This is a genomic window from Streptomyces sp. NPDC051662, assembly GCF_040681655.1.
In the GTDB taxonomy this organism is placed as follows: Bacteria; Actinomycetota; Actinomycetes; order Streptomycetales; family Streptomycetaceae; genus Streptomyces.
The window spans coordinates 407,484-424,469 of the sequence record NZ_JBFAZD010000005.1 but is presented as its reverse complement, the minus strand read 5'-3'; the positions used below and the strand labels follow the sequence as shown (position 1 = coordinate 424,469).

Annotated in this window: 11 protein-coding genes; 7 read left to right on the top strand and 4 right to left on the bottom strand. The window is 72.4% G+C overall.

All coding sequences use genetic code 11. The annotated features are described in order from the left end of the window. Window positions 1–413 precede the first annotated feature (413 nt). Window positions 414–1,019, top strand: a complete 606-nt coding sequence (locus tag AB0M67_RS11905; protein WP_365745122.1) for a hypothetical protein — start codon at window positions 414–416, stop codon at window positions 1,017–1,019. Here the strand turns inward: AB0M67_RS11905 and AB0M67_RS11900 are convergent. The 4 genes from AB0M67_RS11900 to AB0M67_RS11885 form a co-directional block, all read right to left on the bottom strand. Beyond that, window positions 988–5,685 carry a hypothetical protein gene (locus tag AB0M67_RS11900; protein ID WP_365745120.1) on the bottom strand — a complete coding sequence of 1,566 codons (4,698 nt, stop codon included), beginning with the start codon at window positions 5,683–5,685 and terminating at the stop codon, window positions 988–990. The two genes, AB0M67_RS11905 and AB0M67_RS11900, sit on opposite strands and share 32 nt — an antisense overlap. A 36-nt stretch (window positions 5,686–5,721) precedes the next feature. Further along, window positions 5,722–6,636: a hypothetical protein gene (locus tag AB0M67_RS11895; protein ID WP_365745118.1), complete on the bottom strand. Its 915-nt coding sequence runs from the start codon at window positions 6,634–6,636 to the stop codon at window positions 5,722–5,724. Between the two features lie 621 nt (window positions 6,637–7,257). Then, window positions 7,258–8,802, bottom strand: coding sequence for a hypothetical protein (locus tag AB0M67_RS11890; RefSeq protein ID WP_365745116.1), 1,545 nt, complete (start codon window positions 8,800–8,802; stop codon window positions 7,258–7,260). A gap of 61 nt (window positions 8,803–8,863) precedes the next feature. Continuing rightward, window positions 8,864–9,574 (bottom strand): GntR family transcriptional regulator, encoded by a 711-nt coding sequence (locus AB0M67_RS11885; protein WP_365745114.1) that lies wholly within the window; start codon window positions 9,572–9,574, stop codon window positions 8,864–8,866. 144 nt (window positions 9,575–9,718) lie between these two features. Between AB0M67_RS11885 and AB0M67_RS11880 the strand changes: the two genes are divergently transcribed. From AB0M67_RS11880 to AB0M67_RS11855, 6 genes are all read left to right on the top strand, one after another. Then, window positions 9,719–11,017 (top strand): MFS transporter, encoded by a 1,299-nt coding sequence (locus tag AB0M67_RS11880; RefSeq protein WP_365745112.1) that lies wholly within the window; start codon window positions 9,719–9,721, stop codon window positions 11,015–11,017. Between the two features lie 4 nt (window positions 11,018–11,021). Then, window positions 11,022–11,786, top strand: a complete 765-nt coding sequence (locus tag AB0M67_RS11875; protein WP_365745110.1) for a 5-oxoprolinase subunit PxpA — start codon at window positions 11,022–11,024, stop codon at window positions 11,784–11,786. Continuing rightward, window positions 11,783–12,448 (top strand): allophanate hydrolase subunit 1, encoded by a 666-nt coding sequence (locus AB0M67_RS11870; protein WP_365745108.1) that lies wholly within the window; start codon window positions 11,783–11,785, stop codon window positions 12,446–12,448. Before AB0M67_RS11875 ends, AB0M67_RS11870 begins: the two co-directional genes overlap by 4 nt. Then, a complete protein-coding gene (locus tag AB0M67_RS11865) occupies window positions 12,445–13,347 on the top strand; it encodes a biotin-dependent carboxyltransferase family protein (RefSeq protein WP_365745106.1) in 903 nt (300 codons plus the stop codon). Before AB0M67_RS11870 ends, AB0M67_RS11865 begins: the two co-directional genes overlap by 4 nt. A gap of 181 nt (window positions 13,348–13,528) precedes the next feature. After that, window positions 13,529–15,490 (top strand): hypothetical protein, encoded by a 1,962-nt coding sequence (locus AB0M67_RS11860; protein WP_365745104.1) that lies wholly within the window; start codon window positions 13,529–13,531, stop codon window positions 15,488–15,490. A 7-nt stretch (window positions 15,491–15,497) separates the two neighbouring features. Further along, on the top strand, window positions 15,498–16,985 hold the full coding sequence (locus AB0M67_RS11855; RefSeq protein WP_365745102.1) for a branched-chain amino acid ABC transporter substrate-binding protein: 1,488 nt from the start codon (window positions 15,498–15,500) through the stop codon (window positions 16,983–16,985). The last annotated feature ends 1 nt before the right edge of the window (window position 16,986 follow it).

Here is a 16,986-nt window from a genome sequence, read left to right as displayed (position 1 = left end):
CTCCCCCAGCTCGATCTCCCGCCCGGTTGCGGGAGATTCTCCGTCAACAAACGGCGCGAGCCTACTACTGTCGCACCGGCAACTCGAAGACACATCCGGATGTTTTTCGGCCGCCCCCTGGCACCTTGATCATGAGTTGTCCTGGTATTCGGCGAGTTGGCTTCCTTGACGTGGAGGGCAAAGAGCAGACGGGACGGTAGATATCCGGCCGGAGCAGATGGCCGAAACTCAATGTTCGCCGATCGTTCCGGGAATCTTCCGGCGCTCCCATTCGTCCTTGTGTGCGGGGATCAGGGGTTGGTTGGGAGCACTGCGGGCGGTTTCGCGTATCACATTCGGTTCCATGGCCGGCGTGAAGCGGAGCGAGCCGGGCAGTCACCCTTGAGACGGACTTGGGTGGGGAGTGACGGTCCATGGGGACGGATGAGCGGCGTGGTGCGGCGTCGGCTGAGGGGTTCGCGGAGGTGTCCCGCGGACTCTGGGTCGAGGAGCCCGCGAAGCGGTATCGCATGCCGGACGCGGTCAGAACGGCCGCTGTACGCGCGGTGATCATCGCCGCGGTCACACTGATTCAGGCCACCATCGCGTTTCTCAGTACGCTCGCCGGTTCCTGGCTGGCGTTTCCGATGGTGCTGAGCAGTGTGGCCTCCACGGTGGTGGCGACCTGGGGAGTACTGGACGTATGGGTGACGCGCCAGATGTGGAAGCAGCGCAACGGCGTGGTGTCCGTACCGAGCAGCACCGCGCGCCAGTTGCGCCGGGAGCGGCGCAGGGCCAGGCGCGCGGCGCGGGCCGCCGCGCGGAGTGCGGACCGCGGAGGGGGCGGAATAGGCCGCGGGGCCCGGACGGACAAAAGCGCCGGTGCCCCGGAGATGAACGCGGCGGAGGGCGACCCCGCGGAGGGCGAATCCCGGGCAGCCGACTCCCGGGCAGCCGGCGCTCAGACCGCCGGTGCCCCGACGGTCGGCGCCCCGGCGGCCGGTGGCGCTACTCCGCGACGGGCTCCGGCGTCCGTTTGAACATCCGTGTCGCGGTGATCTCCCCGTGCACGGTCTCGCCGTCCGGGTCCTGCTCCGGCAGGCCGGGGCGCAGATGCTCCTCCACGCTGATGTATTTCAGCCCCGCGCGCAGATCCGCGTCATTGCGCAACCGGATGACCAGCGGGAATTCGGCGAGCGCGGTCGTGTCGAAGAGTCCTGTGGTGTAGAGGAGCTGCACCCCCAGGGCGTCGGAGACCGCGCGCTGGAGTTCCAGCAGATAGGTGGCGTTGGCACGGCCGATCGGATTGTCGAGGAAGAGCGTGCCCGCGTGACGGTGCTTGTCACGGCCCCGGTCATTGCTGCGCAGGGCGGCCATCGTGCAGTAGAGGGCGATCGCGGCGGTGAGCAGCTGGCCACCGGAGAAGACATCGCCCATCTGTCCGACCGGGACCCGCTCGGCGCGCAGTACGGCATCGGGCTTGAGGATCTCGACGGCGACGCCTCTGGGCTGGAGCGCCGCCTGAACTCCGCGCAGCAGCAGGGACATTCCGTCCCTGCGCAGATCGGAGTTCTTCCTCAGGGCCGCGCGGGTCGCCTCGTCGACGACCTCGCCGAGCCGCTCCGTGAGCGTCGTACGGTCCGGCTCGTCGAAGCGGATCCGCAGGAACTCCTGGCCGGACCACTCCCCCAGCCCCTCGGGCAGCCGGGAGAGCCGCTGCGCCGAACGGAGCGTCGTCAGCGCGGATTCCACCAGCCCGCGCAGCCGGTCCACGATGGAGTCGCGGTTGCGCTCCAACTGCGCCAGCTCGTCGGTCAGTACGCGCAGCCGGGGCGCGAACGCCTGGGCCCACGCGGCGGCGTGCTCGGGCAGCGCGGACGCGGGCAGTTCGCGGATCTGCTGACGGGCGGGGGTGCGGACCTGTTCGTAGCGGGTGGCGTTGGCGTGCCGTACGAGCACATCGCAGGCTTCCCGTACGCCGGCTTCCGCCGCGGAGAGGTCGGCCGCGCAGGCCCGCAGTGAACGGCGGGCCTCGGCCGTGGAGTGCCGCGCCTCCTCCGGCGTGCCGGGGTACGGCTCAGGTGTCCGCGCCTCCTCGTCGGCGCGCCTCGGGTCGTGCTCGTCGGCCGCCGCGCCGCGCAGCAGATCACGCAGCAGGGCGGCGGTCTCGTCGAAGCCGCCCGCCCCGTCCTCGGCGGCGCGGTGCGCGTACAGCAGCTCGCCGTGCGCGGCCCGCGCGGTCTCCAGCGCGTCGGTCCGTACGGCCAGTTCGGTGGTGGCGGTACGGAGCAGGGTCTGCGCCTGCTCGGCGTCGGCCGGGACCAGCTCCGCGGGCAGTTCGGTGTGCGCGTCGCCGTCCTCGGGGGCGAGCCGCTCCGCCTCGCCACGGAACCGGCCCAGCTGCTCGCTCGCGGTGGACGCGCGCGACTCCAGCATCTGGACGAGCGACTCGGCGCGGGCGGCCGCGGCCTGCCGGGACGGGCCGTCGGCGCCGTCGGTGGATTCGAGGAGCTGGGCGGCGCGGGTACGGACCTTGTTGGTGAGCCGGTCCAGCTCGGCGAGCGCGGCGCTCTCGTCGCTCTCCGCGCGCGCCTGCTCGGCCCGCAGATCGGCGCCGACGCCCACCTTCTCGTAGAGCTGGGAGGCCGCGCGATAGGCCTCGCGCAGGGCGGGCAGCGCGGCACGCGGGGCATCCGCGTCCGGTGCGGGGATGTTCTCCGGGGCGCCGGCGATCTCGGCGCGTTCGGCGCGCAGGGCACGGGCGGTGCGCCGGGCGTCGTCGGCGGCCCGCTGGGCGGCCCTGCGGTCCTCGTCGGCGGCGCGCGCCCGCTCCAGGCACACGGTCGCGCGCGCCTCGGACTCGGTGGCGTCGTCGGCCAGTTCGCGCAGCTTCGCCTGCCATCCCGAGCGCTCCCTGAGCCGGAACGCGAGACCCGCCAGAGCGTCGGCGGCGCGGCGGGCGCGCTGGGCGGCCTCCTGCCGTTCGTCGCGCACCCGCGCGGTGTCCGCGGCGGCCTCGTCCGCCTCGGCGCGCGCCGTACGGGCCTCGGCGAGGGTCGCGCCTGCCGTCTCGGCCGTTTCCCTGGCCGCCCCGGCGGCGGCTGCCAGCTCCAGGAGCATGCCGGGCGGACAGTCGGCGCGCCAGGAGCCGAGCCGGGCGGCGAGCGAGCGGTCGCCGGTGAGCCGGGCCGCGAGCACCCGGATCTCCTCGTCGCGGGCCGCCGCCCGGCTGCGCAGCGCCTGGCGTTCCTCGTCGGCGGCGTGTTCGTCGTGCATGGCCGGGTTCGGCGGTACGAGGAACACCCCGCTGTCCGCGGGGCCGTCGGAGCCGGGGCCCGGTACGGGTGCCAGCAGCGCGGCGGCGGTGCCCACGGCGACGGCCGAGCGTGGCAGCAGGGCGGCGCCCGCGAGGGCGTCGCGGGCACGGGCGTGGGAGGCGGGGTCGGTGATCACGACGCCGTCGACCAGCTCGGGTCTCGCCGCCAGCACGGCGGCGTGGTCGCCCGGGTCGACGGCCTGCGCAAGATAGCGCCAGCCGGGGAGGGCGGGGATGCCGTGCTCGCCGAGGTATTCGACGGTGGCGAGGACATCGGGCCCCGGCGGCAGCAGCCCGCCGTCACCGAGCGCGCCGAGGATACGGGAGTCGTCGGCGGCGGCGGTGCGCAGCTCGAAGAGCTGCCGCTCGGCCGAGGTGATGCCCTGGTCGAGCAGTTCGCGCAGCTCGTCGGCGTACCGGTCGAGATCCTCCGGACTCAGCGGCCCCTCGGCGGGGCGCCGGGAGGAGTGCCTGGCGGGGGTGTCCGTCTCCCGGTCCCCGGTGCCGTCGCGCGGTGCGGGGACCGCGGCCGGGGTGGCGGCCGTCGCGGACAGGCCGAGCAGTCCGGCCAGCCGCTCGTCCTGGGCGATCGACTCCGCCGCGCGGCGCTCCGCGTCGTACGCGTGCTCCGCGGCCTGTGCGGCGTCGGCGGCGCGGGCGGCGGCCAGTTCGGCGCGGGACTCCTCGGACGCCGCCTCCCTCGCCCGGTCGGCGGCGGTGCGCGCGGCCTCGCGCGCGGTGTCCCAGCCCGCGACCGCGGACTTCTCCGCGTCGCTCGCGGCCAGCGCGGCGCGCGCCGGATCCGCGTCGGGCGCCGTGTCGTCGAGCCAGCCCGCCCGTACCGCCTCGGCCGTCTCCTGTCCCACCTCCGCGAGACGCTGGCGCAGATGCCCGGCCTCGCTGCGGGCGCGCTGTGCTTCGGTGGCGGCTGAGGTCGCGTCGCGGTGGGCGGCTTCTCCCGTCTCCTGGAGCGCGGCGGAACGCTCCTCCTCCTCGTTCGCCAGACGCTCGCCGTCCTCGGCGGCGGCGTGCAGCGCGCGTACCAGATCGGCCGCCGCGGTGGCCCGCGCGGCCAGCGCCGGCGCGGCGTCACGCTCGGCCTCCCGGATGGCGACGGCCACGCGCGCCGAGCGGTCGGCGGCGGCGCGGTGGCGCAGTACGGCCTCGGCGGCCTGCCAGGCGGAGTGCAGCGTACGGGCGTCCGTCAGCTCGCGCCGCTGCGCGGCTGCGCGCTTCTCGGCCACCGTGAGGGCCAGCGAGGCGTGCCGGTAGGCCAGTTCGGCCGCGATCAGCGCACATCGGCCGCGCTCCTGCTCGGCGGAGGTCACCGTATGGGCGGCGGCGGTCATCTGCTGGGCGAGGTCGGCGGCCCGCTCCCGCTCCTCGGCGGCACGGGCCGTGAGCCGCCGTACGAGCGTACGGGCCCGGCGCTCGGCGCCCGCGTGGATGTCACGGGCGCGAGCACGGGTGTCGGCCGCCTCCACGATCCGGCCGAGCAGATCGACCGAACCGGCCGTGAAGTCGCGCTCCGCGGTGAGTTCGGCACGGCGCCCGAGCTTGTTGCCGAAACCCCCGACGAGGTCCGCGAACCCGTCCGTGTCCCGGGTGTCGGTGACGGCCCGCAGCAGAAGATCGGTGAAGTCGGAGTCCTTCTTGACCGCGAAGAGGCCCGCCGCCTCACCCTCGTCGGCGTTCATCTCCCGCTGGTAGCGGAAGAGTTCGGGGTCGAGGCCCAGATCGCCGAGGTGCTCGTTCCAGCGGTCGTGGATCTCCTCCCAGTGGACGTCCAGATGCGGATAGAACTTGCCCGCCTCGGTCAGGGCGTCCCGGAAACCCTTCATCGTGCGCCGCCTCCCCCGAGCGCCCGAGGCACCCTCCACCGGCGGCCTGACAGCGGTGGACTCCGCGACCGGCAGGGAGTCGAGGCTCAGCCCGGGGCCCGGCCGGAAGGAGTACCAGCCCTCGGCGAACTTCCGCGGATCGTTGGACACCTGACGGCCGCGCCACTCACTGGCCTTGCCGACCACCACGAGTTCACCGGTGAGCGTGTGCTGCCATTCCAGCGCGACATGGCCGCAGTCGTCCGCGAGGAGGAACTTCCGCAGCACACCGGAGCTGGCGCCGCCGAGCGTGTTGCGGTGTCCCGGCAGCATCACCGAGAAGATCAGCTTGAGCAGTACGGACTTGCCGCCGCCGTTCTCCAGGAAGAGCACGCCCGCCGGGGCGGGACGGCGCGGCGGACCGACCGGCTCCTCCTCGAAGAACTCCGCCTGGGCGGGGGCGGGGTGGGGCACGGGCGCGCCCACTCCACGCAGATCGAGCACGGTGTCGGCGTAGCGCGCACCGGCAGGCCCGATGGAGTAGAGGCGGACCCGGGACAGCTCGTACATGGCGGGACTCTCGTCGTGGTGGGGGGTGGGGCGGGTTCAGGCGTGGAACGGCAGACCGGCGTCGGCGGCCAGCTCCAGATCATCGCCCTCGGGCGGGGGCAGCAGGGTGGCGGAGCCGTCGGTGACGGGGACGACGCCCAGCTCAAGCAGCTCGGCCATGGCAGCGTGACCCGCCATGTCGCGGACCTGGAGCTGGTAGCGGGCGGTGGTGCGGTAGGCGCCGCCGGCATCGTCGCCGGTGCGCTGGAGAAAACCGGATTCGGTGAGGAACGCGACGGCCTTGCCGACGATGCCGGTGGTCGAACCGGCCAGCCTGCGAGCGTCCTTGGTCGCGCCCGTGGCACTGCGCCGCGCGTAGATCCGCCACGCCGCTTCCAGTCCTGGCTCGCCGGTCGACGGGTCGGTGTTCTCCCCCTCCTCCTCGGCGCGCTCCTCCAGCCGGCGGCAGGCCTGCCGTACGAACGCGTCGACGCCGTTGACCGTGATCCGGCCGATGTATCCGTCATCGGCGAGGTCGGCGGGGCGGGGGAACGCCATGGCCGCGACGGCGAGATGGGCGAGGCCGTGCAGGAAGCGGTCGGCGGAGTCGGTGGCGGCGCGGCGGGCGTAGTCGCCCATGCGGACGGCGAAGACCGAGTCCTCGCCCGCGGTCACGGCCATGCCGGCACGGGGGGAGACCTCCAGGACGACGAGGCCGAAGCCGGTGGCGACGGCGTCGGCGACGCGGGCGAAGGCGGGGTCTTCGCGGTAGCGGCGAAGCAGTTCGGCGTACTCGGCATCGCGGGCGGGGAGCAGCTTGGGCTGGAGCCCGAAGGAGACGAGGCGGGCGGCGTCGGCGGCGTCGGCGGGCGTTACGTGGCCGGCGGAGCCGGCGGTCGCGGGTGACGTCGCGGTCTCGGCCGTCGCGTCGGCGTCGCCGGTCTCGGCCCACGCGGCGGGGTGGTCGCTCACGGTGTCTCCTCGTGCGGGTGCGCTGTGCGGGTTGCGGTTGTCGTGGCTGGTGCCGGGGCCCGGGGCCTCCGGAGGTACATGTCCGGACGGCATGATTTACGGCGCGACCCTGCCCAGACGATGGTTCGGGCGGCCGCGCGCCACAAATCACGCTTTAGTGTCCGGACACGCACCTCCTACGACCCCGGCCCCCTCCCCCCGGTGGTCGCCTCCAAGCGCCGCCTCGGCGGGGTGCTGGGGACGGGTGCGGCCCGGTGGCCCCGGCCAATCGCCGTCCCGGCGGGGTGAGTGGGTGAGGATTCGCCCGCCTCGGGCACGGCCGCGTGGTCGGTGACGCGAGGGGGTCGGGGTCGGAGGAGGTGCGTGTCCGGACGTAAAGCGTCGCAGCTCGTGCGAAGCACGGTGACCACGCGACGGAGTCGCATATCGAACGCAGCGCAGTCCGGACACGGACCTCCGGAGGCCCCGGCCCCCGGCACCACGACGGACCCGCACACAACCACCGGCCCAGCCGAAACGCCCCCGGCACCACGACGGACCCGCACACGAAAACCGGCCCCGGCACCGCACCCGCACCCCGCCGGAGGCGCACCGCACACGAAAACCGGCCCCAGCCACAACTCACGCGTCCCCAAAACGCGCCGCGCCCGAGCGGACCGCGCCCAAGCGGACCGTGCCTACGATCAGGTCCGCCCCGCCGAACTCCCAGTCATCAAGCCGCGTGCCGTCGTCCACCGCGAACAGCAGGCTCTCCTCCCCCTGCCGGTACGCCGTCCCCACCGGCGGGCTCGCCGCGTGGATGGCCAGCAGGGCCACCAGATACGGCAGTTCGGGGTCGCGGCGGCGGGCCTCCGCCAGCAGGCCCGAGAGGCGGCGCGGGGCGTCGTGTTCCAGGGCGAGCAGTTCCTTCGCGCTCGCCAGCTGCTCTTCGCTGAAGCGGCTGTCGTCCGGGGTCGCGATCAGGTCCGGTTCCGGCATCTCCGCGCCCAGGTGTTCCCGCTCGACCGGTGGCGTCAGCAGCAGGTCGATCAGATCGCCGACGCGGACGGAGACGGGTGTGCGCAGACCGGTGCCGTGGGTGAAGAACGCGTCTGTCACGGGGGTCGCGCGCTCGACGGGGAGCGGCAGCAGCGGGGCGAGCAGCTGTCCGTACAGGTCGAGGCCCGTGTGGGCGGTGGGCCGGGCGAAGGCCTGCCGGTCCTGTTCGGCGCGGAAGAGGGGGCCCGCCTCCAGCAGCCGGGACTGGAGCTGGGTGTGCCGGCGGATGCAGTCCTTGACGATGTCGACCAGCTCGGCCGCGCGCCGCTTGTGCTCCGCGGTCCTGGGGTCCGCGCCGGTCTCGGCCTCGTCGCGGGCCTTGCGGATATTGGTCAGGATCGCGTTCTCATGGCGGTACCGGTCGGCGACATGGTCGAGGGCTTCGTCGATCAGGTCCGGTACGGCGTTGAGCCAGTCGACCGCCCGTACATTGCGGCGGGTCGCCTCCAGTGTCCTGCGGAGCGTCTCCGCGTACTGCACGGTGCGGTATCTGGCCTGTTCGGCGGCGAGTTGGGCGTCGGCCAGCCGGCCGCGGTTGATCAGCACTTCGAGCTTGACCTCGGCGGCGATCTGCGCGCTGGTGACGTCCGTGTCGAGCGCGCCGACCAGGACATTGACCGCTTCGTCGGTGGTTCGCAGGAAGACGCTGCCGCCGTGTCCCGGGACCTCTTCGATGAGCTTGAAGTCGTAGTCCCTGCGGGTGTAGACGCCGTCGGTGCCGAACGTGCCGTAGACCGCGCGGAATCCGCGGTCCACGCTGCCGACGTTGATCAGATTCTCCAGCACCCAGCGGGCGACGCGCTCATGCTCCGCGACCGGGCGGCGGGGCGCCTGCGCGGCGACGCGTGGCAGCAGTCTGGACACGATCTGCTCGTGGTCGGCGCCGGTGTCGAAGTCCATGTTGAGCGTGACCAGGTCGATGGCCGAGAGGGCGATCTCGGCCATCGCGTAGACGGAGTACTCACCCGCGAGATTGGCCTTGCGGGTGTCCAGGTCGTGCAGCGGTGCGGTGCAGGCGAGCGCGCGCAGCCGCCGCGCGAGCCCTTCGTCGGCGGCCGGGCCCTGTGCGGGTCGCGGCCCCGCGCTGAGCTGGGGCGGAACGAGGTCCGTCGAGGCAGGCGAAGTCACGCTGCACAGATTATGTCCTCGCACTGACAACGGGCGAAACGGTGCGGAAGCGGTCCCCGTCTCACTCCGTCCCGTCCTCGGCGACGAGCCTCGCGTACACCTCCACGAGCTGCTCGCGCGAGTCGTCCAGATAGGTGGCGAGCATCCGTTCCGTGCCGTCCCTGTCACCGGATCCCAGGGATTCCACAAGCTGCTGGTTCCGTACGAGGTACGGCTCGTGCAGCAGGCGCGGGTCGTCCACCACATGGAAGGCGAGCCGTAGTTCGGCCAGTACGGCGCTCATCAGTTCGTCGGTGCGTACGCTGCCCGCCAGCGCGACCAGTTCGCGGTGGAAGTGGATGTTCGCCGTCGAGACACCCTTCCACCGTCCCTCCCGGGCGGCGCGCCGGCCGTTGGCGACCGCCTTCTCCAGACCGTCGAGCGCGAACGGGGGTTCGCCGAGGCCCCGTACGACGGCGCATTCGATCAGCCGGCGTGTGCGGTAGATGTCCTCGACGTCCTCGACCGCGAGCACCCGCACGAAGACTCCGCGGTTGAGTTCATGGACGAGCAGCCGCTCGTGCGTGAGCAGCCGGAACGCCTCGCGCAGCGTGTTGCGTGAGACGACCAGCGCCTTGCCGATGGACTCCTCCGAGAGCCGTTCGCCGGGCTGGAAATACCCCTCCGCGATACGCGTGCGGAGGATGTCCGCGACCCGTTCCGCCGTGCTGGTACGGCCCAGCAGGGGGCGGTCGTCCGCCAGCTCGCCGAGTTCGGTCCCGCTCGTCGCCACAGCGCCCTCTTCCGTCTCCGTTCGCGTACGGACTCATCGTAGAAGCAAGAACGAAACAACAAGAGCCTTGTCGGATCGTTGAACAATCCTCTACGGTCTTCTCAGCTCACGGTCCCAGCACACTCCCCTTCCTGCGAGGTGCAGATGAGCATCACCCAAGCACGTCTGAGCAAGGACGGATCTCCCGAGGACAACGGCGCGTTCGCCTGGCTGCGGGCCCTGGGGCCGCAGGGGCGCCGGGCGTTCGCCGGCGCGTTCGGCGGCTATGGCCTGGACTCGTACGACTTCTTCACGCTGCCGCTGTCCATGGTGGCGATCGCCGCGTACTTCAGCCTCGACAGCGGCCAGACGGGGCTGCTCACCACCGTCACCCTCGTCGTCTCGGCCATCGGCGGGGCGATCGCCGGGGTGCTCGCCGACCGCATCGGCCGGGTCAAGGCCCTGATGATCACCGTCATCACCTACGCGGTCTTCACCGTGCTCTGCGGATTCGCGCCCAACTACGAGACGCTGCTGGTCTTCCGCGCCCTCCAGGGGCTCGGCTTCGGCGGCGAGTGGGCGGTCGGCGCGATCCTCGTCGCGGAGTACGCCTCGGGCAAGCACCGCGGCCGTACGCTCGGCGCCGTCCAGAGCGCCTGGGCGGCCGGCTGGGCGCTCGCGGTCGTCGTCTACACGCTGGTCTTCCAGTTCCTCGACGCGGACACCGCGTGGCGCGTGATGTTCTGGACGGGCGCGCTGCCGGCCCTGCTGATCGTCTACGTACGACGGAACGTCCACGACGCGCCCGAGGCCGCGGCACAGCGCCGCGAGAGCGCGCGGAAGGGCTCGTTCACCGCGATCTTCCGCACGGATCTGCTGCGTACGACGTTCTTCGCGACGCTGCTTTCCACCGGCGTGCAGGGCGGCTACTACACGCTCGCCACGTGGGTGCCGACCTATCTCAAGACGGAGCGCGGCCTCACGGTGGTCGGCACCGGCGGCTATCTGGCCTTCCTGATCAGCGGGGCCTTCATCGGCTATCTGACCGGCGGCTATCTCACCGACCGGCTGGGCAGGAAGAAGAACATCGCGATCTTCGCCGTCCTGTCCGCCGTCGCCATCCTGGCGTACATCAATATCCCGTCGGGGGCGGACGGTCTGCTGCTCGTCCTCGGATTCCCGCTCGGCTTCTGCATGTCGGCCATCTTCAGCGGCTTCGGCTCGTTCCTCAGCGAGCTGTATCCCACGGCGGTGCGCGGTACGGGCCAGGGCTTCACGTACAACACCGGGCGGGCCGTGGGCGCGCTCTTCCCCACTCTCGTCGGCTTCCTGGCGACCAGTTGGGGGGTAGGGGGCGCGCTGGTCTTCGGGGCGGTCGGTTACGGTCTCGCGGTGGTCGCGTTGCTGGGGCTGCCCGAGACCCGTGGCCGCGAACTGCTCGTATCCGAGCCGATCGGAAGGTGACTCCATGACCTGGGCGTCCATCGACCTCAACGCCGACCTCGGCGAGGGCTTCGGCCGCTGGCGGCTGACCGACGACGAGGAACTGCTCTCCGTCGTCACGAGCGCCAATGTGGCGTGCGGTTTCCACGCCGGGGACGCGGCCACCATGCGACGGGTCTGCGGCTGGGCCGCCGAGCGCGGGGTCCGGATCGGCGCCCAGGTCTCGTACCGCGATCTGGCCGGCTTCGGCCGCCGCTCGATGGAGGTGCCCGCGGATGAGCTGGCCGCCGAGATCGCGTACCAGATCGGCGCGCTGGAGGTGTTCGCGAAGGCGGCGGGCGCCCGGGTCGCCTACGTCAAACCGCACGGCGCCCTCTACAACAGGGTGGTCCATGACGCGGAGCAGGCCGAGGCCGTCGTGGAGGGCGTGCTGCTGACCGGCGAGCGGCTGCCGCTGCTCGGGCTGCCCGGCTCCCTGCTCCATGACGTGGCGGAGAAGGCCGGACTGCCCATCGTCACCGAGGCGTTCGCCGACCGGGCCTACACCTCGGAGGGCACGCTCGTGCCGCGCGGGCAGGACGGCGCCGTGATCACGGACGCCTCGACGGTGGTGGAACGGTCCGTGTCGATGGCCCGGTTCGGCGTGGTGACCTCCCTGTACGGACGGTCCGTCGGCGTCCGCGCCCGCTCGCTCTGCCTGCATGGCGACACCCCCGGCGCGGTGGATCTCGCCCGCCGGGTGCGCCGCCGGCTGGAGGCCGCCGGTGTCCGGGTGGAGTCCTTCGTATGAGGGCGCTGCCGGTGGGCGACCGGGCGCTCCTCGTCGAACTGGCCGACGGCGAGGAGACGGCGGCGTTCCACGCCGAGCTGCTGCGCCGCCGTGCCGCGGGCGCCCTGCCGCCGGTGCGGGAGATCGTCCCCGCGGCTCGCACCGTACTGCTCGACGGTCTGGAGGATCCGGCGGGGTTCGCCGTGGGGCTGGACGGCTGGCGGTCCGAGGCGCCGGACGTGCGGCTGCCGGACACCGTGGAACTGCCGGTCCGCTATGACGGTCCGGATCTGGCGGAGGTCGCCGCGCTGTGGGGTGTGCCGCCCGAGGAGGTGGCGCGCATCCACTCGGCGGCCGAATTCCGGGTCGCCTTCTGCGGATTCGCGCCGGGCTTCGGCTATCTCACCGGGCTGCCCGCGCGGTACGCCGTACCCCGCAGGCCCACTCCCCGTACCGCCGTCCCCCCGGGTTCGGTCGCTCTCGCGGGCCCGTACACCGGGGTGTATCCGCGCTCCTCGCCCGGCGGCTGGCAGCTGATCGGGACGACGGACACCGTCCTGTGGGACCCGGAGCGGGTGCCGGCGGCGCTGCTGGCGCCCGGGACGCGGGTGCGCTTCGTGGCGACAACCACGACGACAACCACGGCGACGGCCACGGCGACGGCGACGGCGGCCGGCCGATGACGGACCGGGCGCTCTCCGTCGTACGGTCAGGGGCGCTGACCACCGTGCAGGACCTCGGCCGGTACGGCCACGCCCATCTGGGGGTGCCACGCTCCGGGGCCCTCGATCCGCCCGTGCTGCGGCTGGTCAATCGGCTGGTGGGCAATCCGGAGGGTGCCGCGGCGCTGGAGACGACGCTCGACGGCTGTGCGGTACGGCCGCGGTGCGCGGTGACCGCGGCGGTCGCCGGGGCGCCGTGCCCGGTCCTGGTCGATGGGCGCCCCGCCCCCTGGGGCGCTCCCGTGCGGGTTCCGGCGGGCGCGCTGCTGGAGGTGGGGAGGGTCGTCTCCGGGGTCCGGAGTTATCTGGCGTTCGGCGGCGGGGTGGCGGTGGAGCCGGTGCTCGGCAGCCGGTCGACTGATCTGCTCTCGGGCCTGGGTCCGGCGCCGCTGCGCGACGGTACGGTCCTGCCGCTGGGCCCGGTGACGGGGCGCGCGGCGCCGGTCGACGGGGTGCCCACGCCGGCCCCGCCCGCCGAACTGGTGCTGCGGATACGGCTCGGACCGCGCGACGACTGGTTCACGAGCGCGGCCCTGCGCACGCTGGCCACCCGCGTCTACCGGGTGTCGGCGGCGAGCAACCGGATCGGGCTGCGCACGGAGGGCCCGCCCCTGGAACGTGCCGTCGCCGCCGAGCTGCCCAGCGAGGGCATGGTGACGGGCGCCGTGCAGGTGCCGCCCGACGGCCGCCCGCTGGTCTTCCTCGCCGACCGTCCGACCACCGGCGGCTATCCGGTGATCGCGGTCGTGGCGGAGCGCGATCTCCCGGCGGCGGCGCAGGCCGCGCCCGGTACGCCCGTGCGGTTCGTCGCGGTACGGCACCGTCCGGGGCGAAGCCTCGATGGCCGGCGGCCGGCCTGAAAGTGGCCGAGGGGTGATATGTGCGCCGGCGCGATCCCGGCAAGTTCACCGTTCTTCTCATCAACCCCCTTAAAATCATGAGTAGTTGTGAGGCTCTCCGGTAGACTTGACGGTGTCGCCCCACTTGTGCGGGGCGAATGGCTCGGGGGGGCTGATGCGCGTGACGGAGTCCGGAGTGCGCATGGGTCTCAGGGGCCGTAACGGGATCATCTCCCTCGTCGACGAGTGTCTGAGACAGCCGCCCACCGCGGAGCGGCCGGTGACGATGCTGCTCGGCCCGCGCGGCAGCGGTGCCAGCGAGGCGCACAGCGCGCTGATGGAGCAGTTCGGCCCCGAGAACCCGTTCGCCTATGTCAATCTCGCCGCCGAGCACGGGCTGCTGCCGCGCTACGGTCTGGGGCTGCTCGCCCGCCAGCTCGAACGGAAGCTGCCGCGGTACCGCCGCTCCCACTTCCCCCGGCTGACCCTCGGGCTGCTCGCCTCCGACCATGAGCTGCGGATGACCAGCCTGGCCGAGGGACGGCGCACCATCCGGCGTGAGCTGGACGCGTTCCAGGAGCGGGCCGAGGCCCGGTACGGCGACTATCTGGCCGCCTTCTTCGAGGTGGCGGGTGGCGCCGTGGGAGCCCCTGACGGCGCGTCGACCGCGGCGCTCGCGCTGCTGCGGGACGCCCTGCGGCGCGGCCGTCGCCGGCTGCCCGGCCGTAAGTTCACCGGAAGCGCCGCCTGGTACGGCGGCCATCCGCTGATCCGGAGCCAGGACCCGTGGGAGGCGCTGGTCGAGCTCAACCTCTGGCGGCACGACGGCGACGCGGAGGACGAGGAGCGACTCGACCGCGTGCTGTTCTCGGCGTTCCTGGCGGATCTCCGGGGCAACGCGGACCACTCGTTCATGCCACGCTCGTATCTGCTGCTGCTCGACAACTCCCATTCGGAGTACGGCCGTCGCTTCCTCGATCTGCTGATCCGCGCCCGGCACGACGACACCGTGGTGACGGGGCTCTCCTGCGATCCACTGACCATCGTGGCCAGCTCCAACCGCTGGCTGCCCCGCTGGGGTCCGGCCACCGGCGATCAGTGGCCCTGGCAGCTGCGCGGCCCTGACCGGGCCTCGCTCACCGACTGGAGCGAGCACCGGCCGACCCGCGACAGCGACGACACCTGGTGGTATCCCCTGCGGCTGCGGGACCTCAACCTCGACGAGGTCCGTATCCGTATCGAGCTGGAGCTGCGCCGCCACCCGGATCTGGCGCCCTTCACCCGCCTCGCGCCCTTTGTGCACCGGCTGACCTGCGGACTGCCGAGCGCGGTGCACCAGGTCCTTGAGGTGCTCCGGCACTCCGGCGTACCGGCCGAGGACGGCCCCGAGCAGGACCGCTGGCTGCGCGGCCTGCCCGACCGTACGCTGCGCGACGGCGAGGAGACGAGCACGCTCGCCGACGCCGCGCTCGACCATCTGCTCCAGGGCATCGACGAGCCGCGGCGCGCCACGCTCGCCGAGTGCGCCGCCGCGCGTGATCTGTCGATCGGTACGCGGGTGCTCAGCCCCGGGGACTCGCTCTTCGGCGAGATGCGCGCCCGCTGGCTGCTGCTCAGTCCTGGCGGCGTGACGCCGGCCCTCCACCCCTGGCCGCGGCGGCTGCTGCTGTGGCGGCTGGCCCGGCGCCCCGACGACTGGGACACCGTGCACGAACTCCTCGCCGAGCACTTCGCCTCCGTGGGGCGCACGGTCCAGGAGATGTACCACCGGCTGGCCTGGGGCCGGATCGACGAGGTGACCGCCCATCTGGTCGGGCGCTTCCCCGGGGTGCCCGCGGCGCAGTGGATCAGTGAGTTCAACGCGATCACGGCGGCGCCCAACCGGCTCGTCTCCTCGGGCGGTCCGCTGGACCTGCTCGCCGGGCTCGCGCCCGCCGAGCCCGGCGAGACGGTCACCACCGCGGCGGTGATCCGGGAGCTGGTCATCACCCGCTGGGTGTGGAGCGATCCGCTCGCCGATCCCGGGATGCGGCTGAACGATCTGATCGCCGACGGGTTCAACCAGCTGTCGCGGCTGCGCAGGAACGATGTCGTGGCGCTGTTCAACGAGGCGGAGCGCTATCGCCACTGGCGCCATCCGCTGACGTCCACGAGCGAGGGGTGAGAGTGGGATGCGCAGACTCGAATGGCCGCTGCACATCGTGCGCCGCGTGGTGATCGGCGTGGTCGTCGTCGCCGTACTCGCGGTGGCGGTCCCGCTGGGCGCCGGCTGGATCGGGGACGTCCTGGCCCGCTGCGACGACGGGGTCGTCAAGCGGGGCGAGGACGAGGAGTGCGTCGGTGTCACCGATGGCTCGTACCACTTCACGGAGCGTCTCGCCGAGGTGGTGAAGAAGATCAAGCACGAGAACGACGAGGTCAGCAAGGAGGCCGAGAAGGAGCCGTATGTCAGCGTCGCGTATCTGACCTCCTTCACGCTCACCAACGACGACAGCAACTCCGAAGACTCGGTACGCCACGAGTTGGAGGGCGCGTATCTCGCGCAGTACCGGCACAACCGCGGCGATCTCGCCTCCTCCCCCAAGATCCGGCTGCTGATCGCCAACTCCGGCAGCAGCTCGGCGCACTGGGAACACACCGTGAACGAGCTGATCGACCGGAAGGACTCCGCCGACAAGCTGGTGGCCGTCACCGGTCTGGGCCCCAGCACCGATCGGAATCTGAAGGCGCTGAAGAAGCTCTCCAAGAGCGGCCTCGCCACCGTCGCCAGCACCATGACCGCCACCAATATCCAGGGCATCACCGACTTCGTACGGGTCTCGCCCACCAATGTCGACGAGGCGTACGCCGCCGCGGCCTATCTGAAGCGGTCCACGAAGCTCCGCACGGCGATGGTTGTCCAGGACGCGGCCAAGCCCAATCTGTACGCCGCCACCCTGGGCACCGCCTTCACCGAGGCGTTCCCGGACGAGAGGACCGGCCATCGGCTGGTGGCGGAGCGGATGACGTTCGACTCGTCGGTGCCCGGCGGCGCGTGGAAGAACGAGCTGCGCTTCTTCCCCGCGCAGCTCTGCGACACACGGCCGCAGGTCATCTACTTCGCGGGCCGCGGCCGGCATCTCACCAACTTCCTCGATTCGCTGGCCAACCGCAGCTGTACGGACCATACGTTCACGGTCCTCGCCGGTGACGACACCTCGAATCTGGACCGCGAGCAGATCGCCCACGCCGTCGAGACCGGTGTACAGGTCTTCTACACCGGCCTGGCCCACCGCGACATGTGGCGGGCCGATCCGGGGCGGGTCTCCGAACACTCCGCGCGGTACTTCCAGGAGGGTGGTCTGCTGGACGAGTGGTTCCCGGGTGACGACCGCTACGACGGCCAGGACCTCATGGCCCATGACGCGGTCCTGACCGCGGCCGAGGGCGTACGGATGGCGGCGAGCGGCACCGGCGCGGTGACCGGGCGCACGGTGGGCCGGATGTTCCAGCAGATGAACGGACCGCAGCGGGTGGCCGGGGCGAGCGGCTTCATCTCCTTCCAGAGCAACGGAAACCCGCGCGACAAGGCCGTCCCGATCCTCAGCCTCAACGCACGGGGCCGCGCCGAACTCGTCGAGGTCTCGTCCGCCGAGGGCAAGCCCCCCGAGGGGCAGTGAC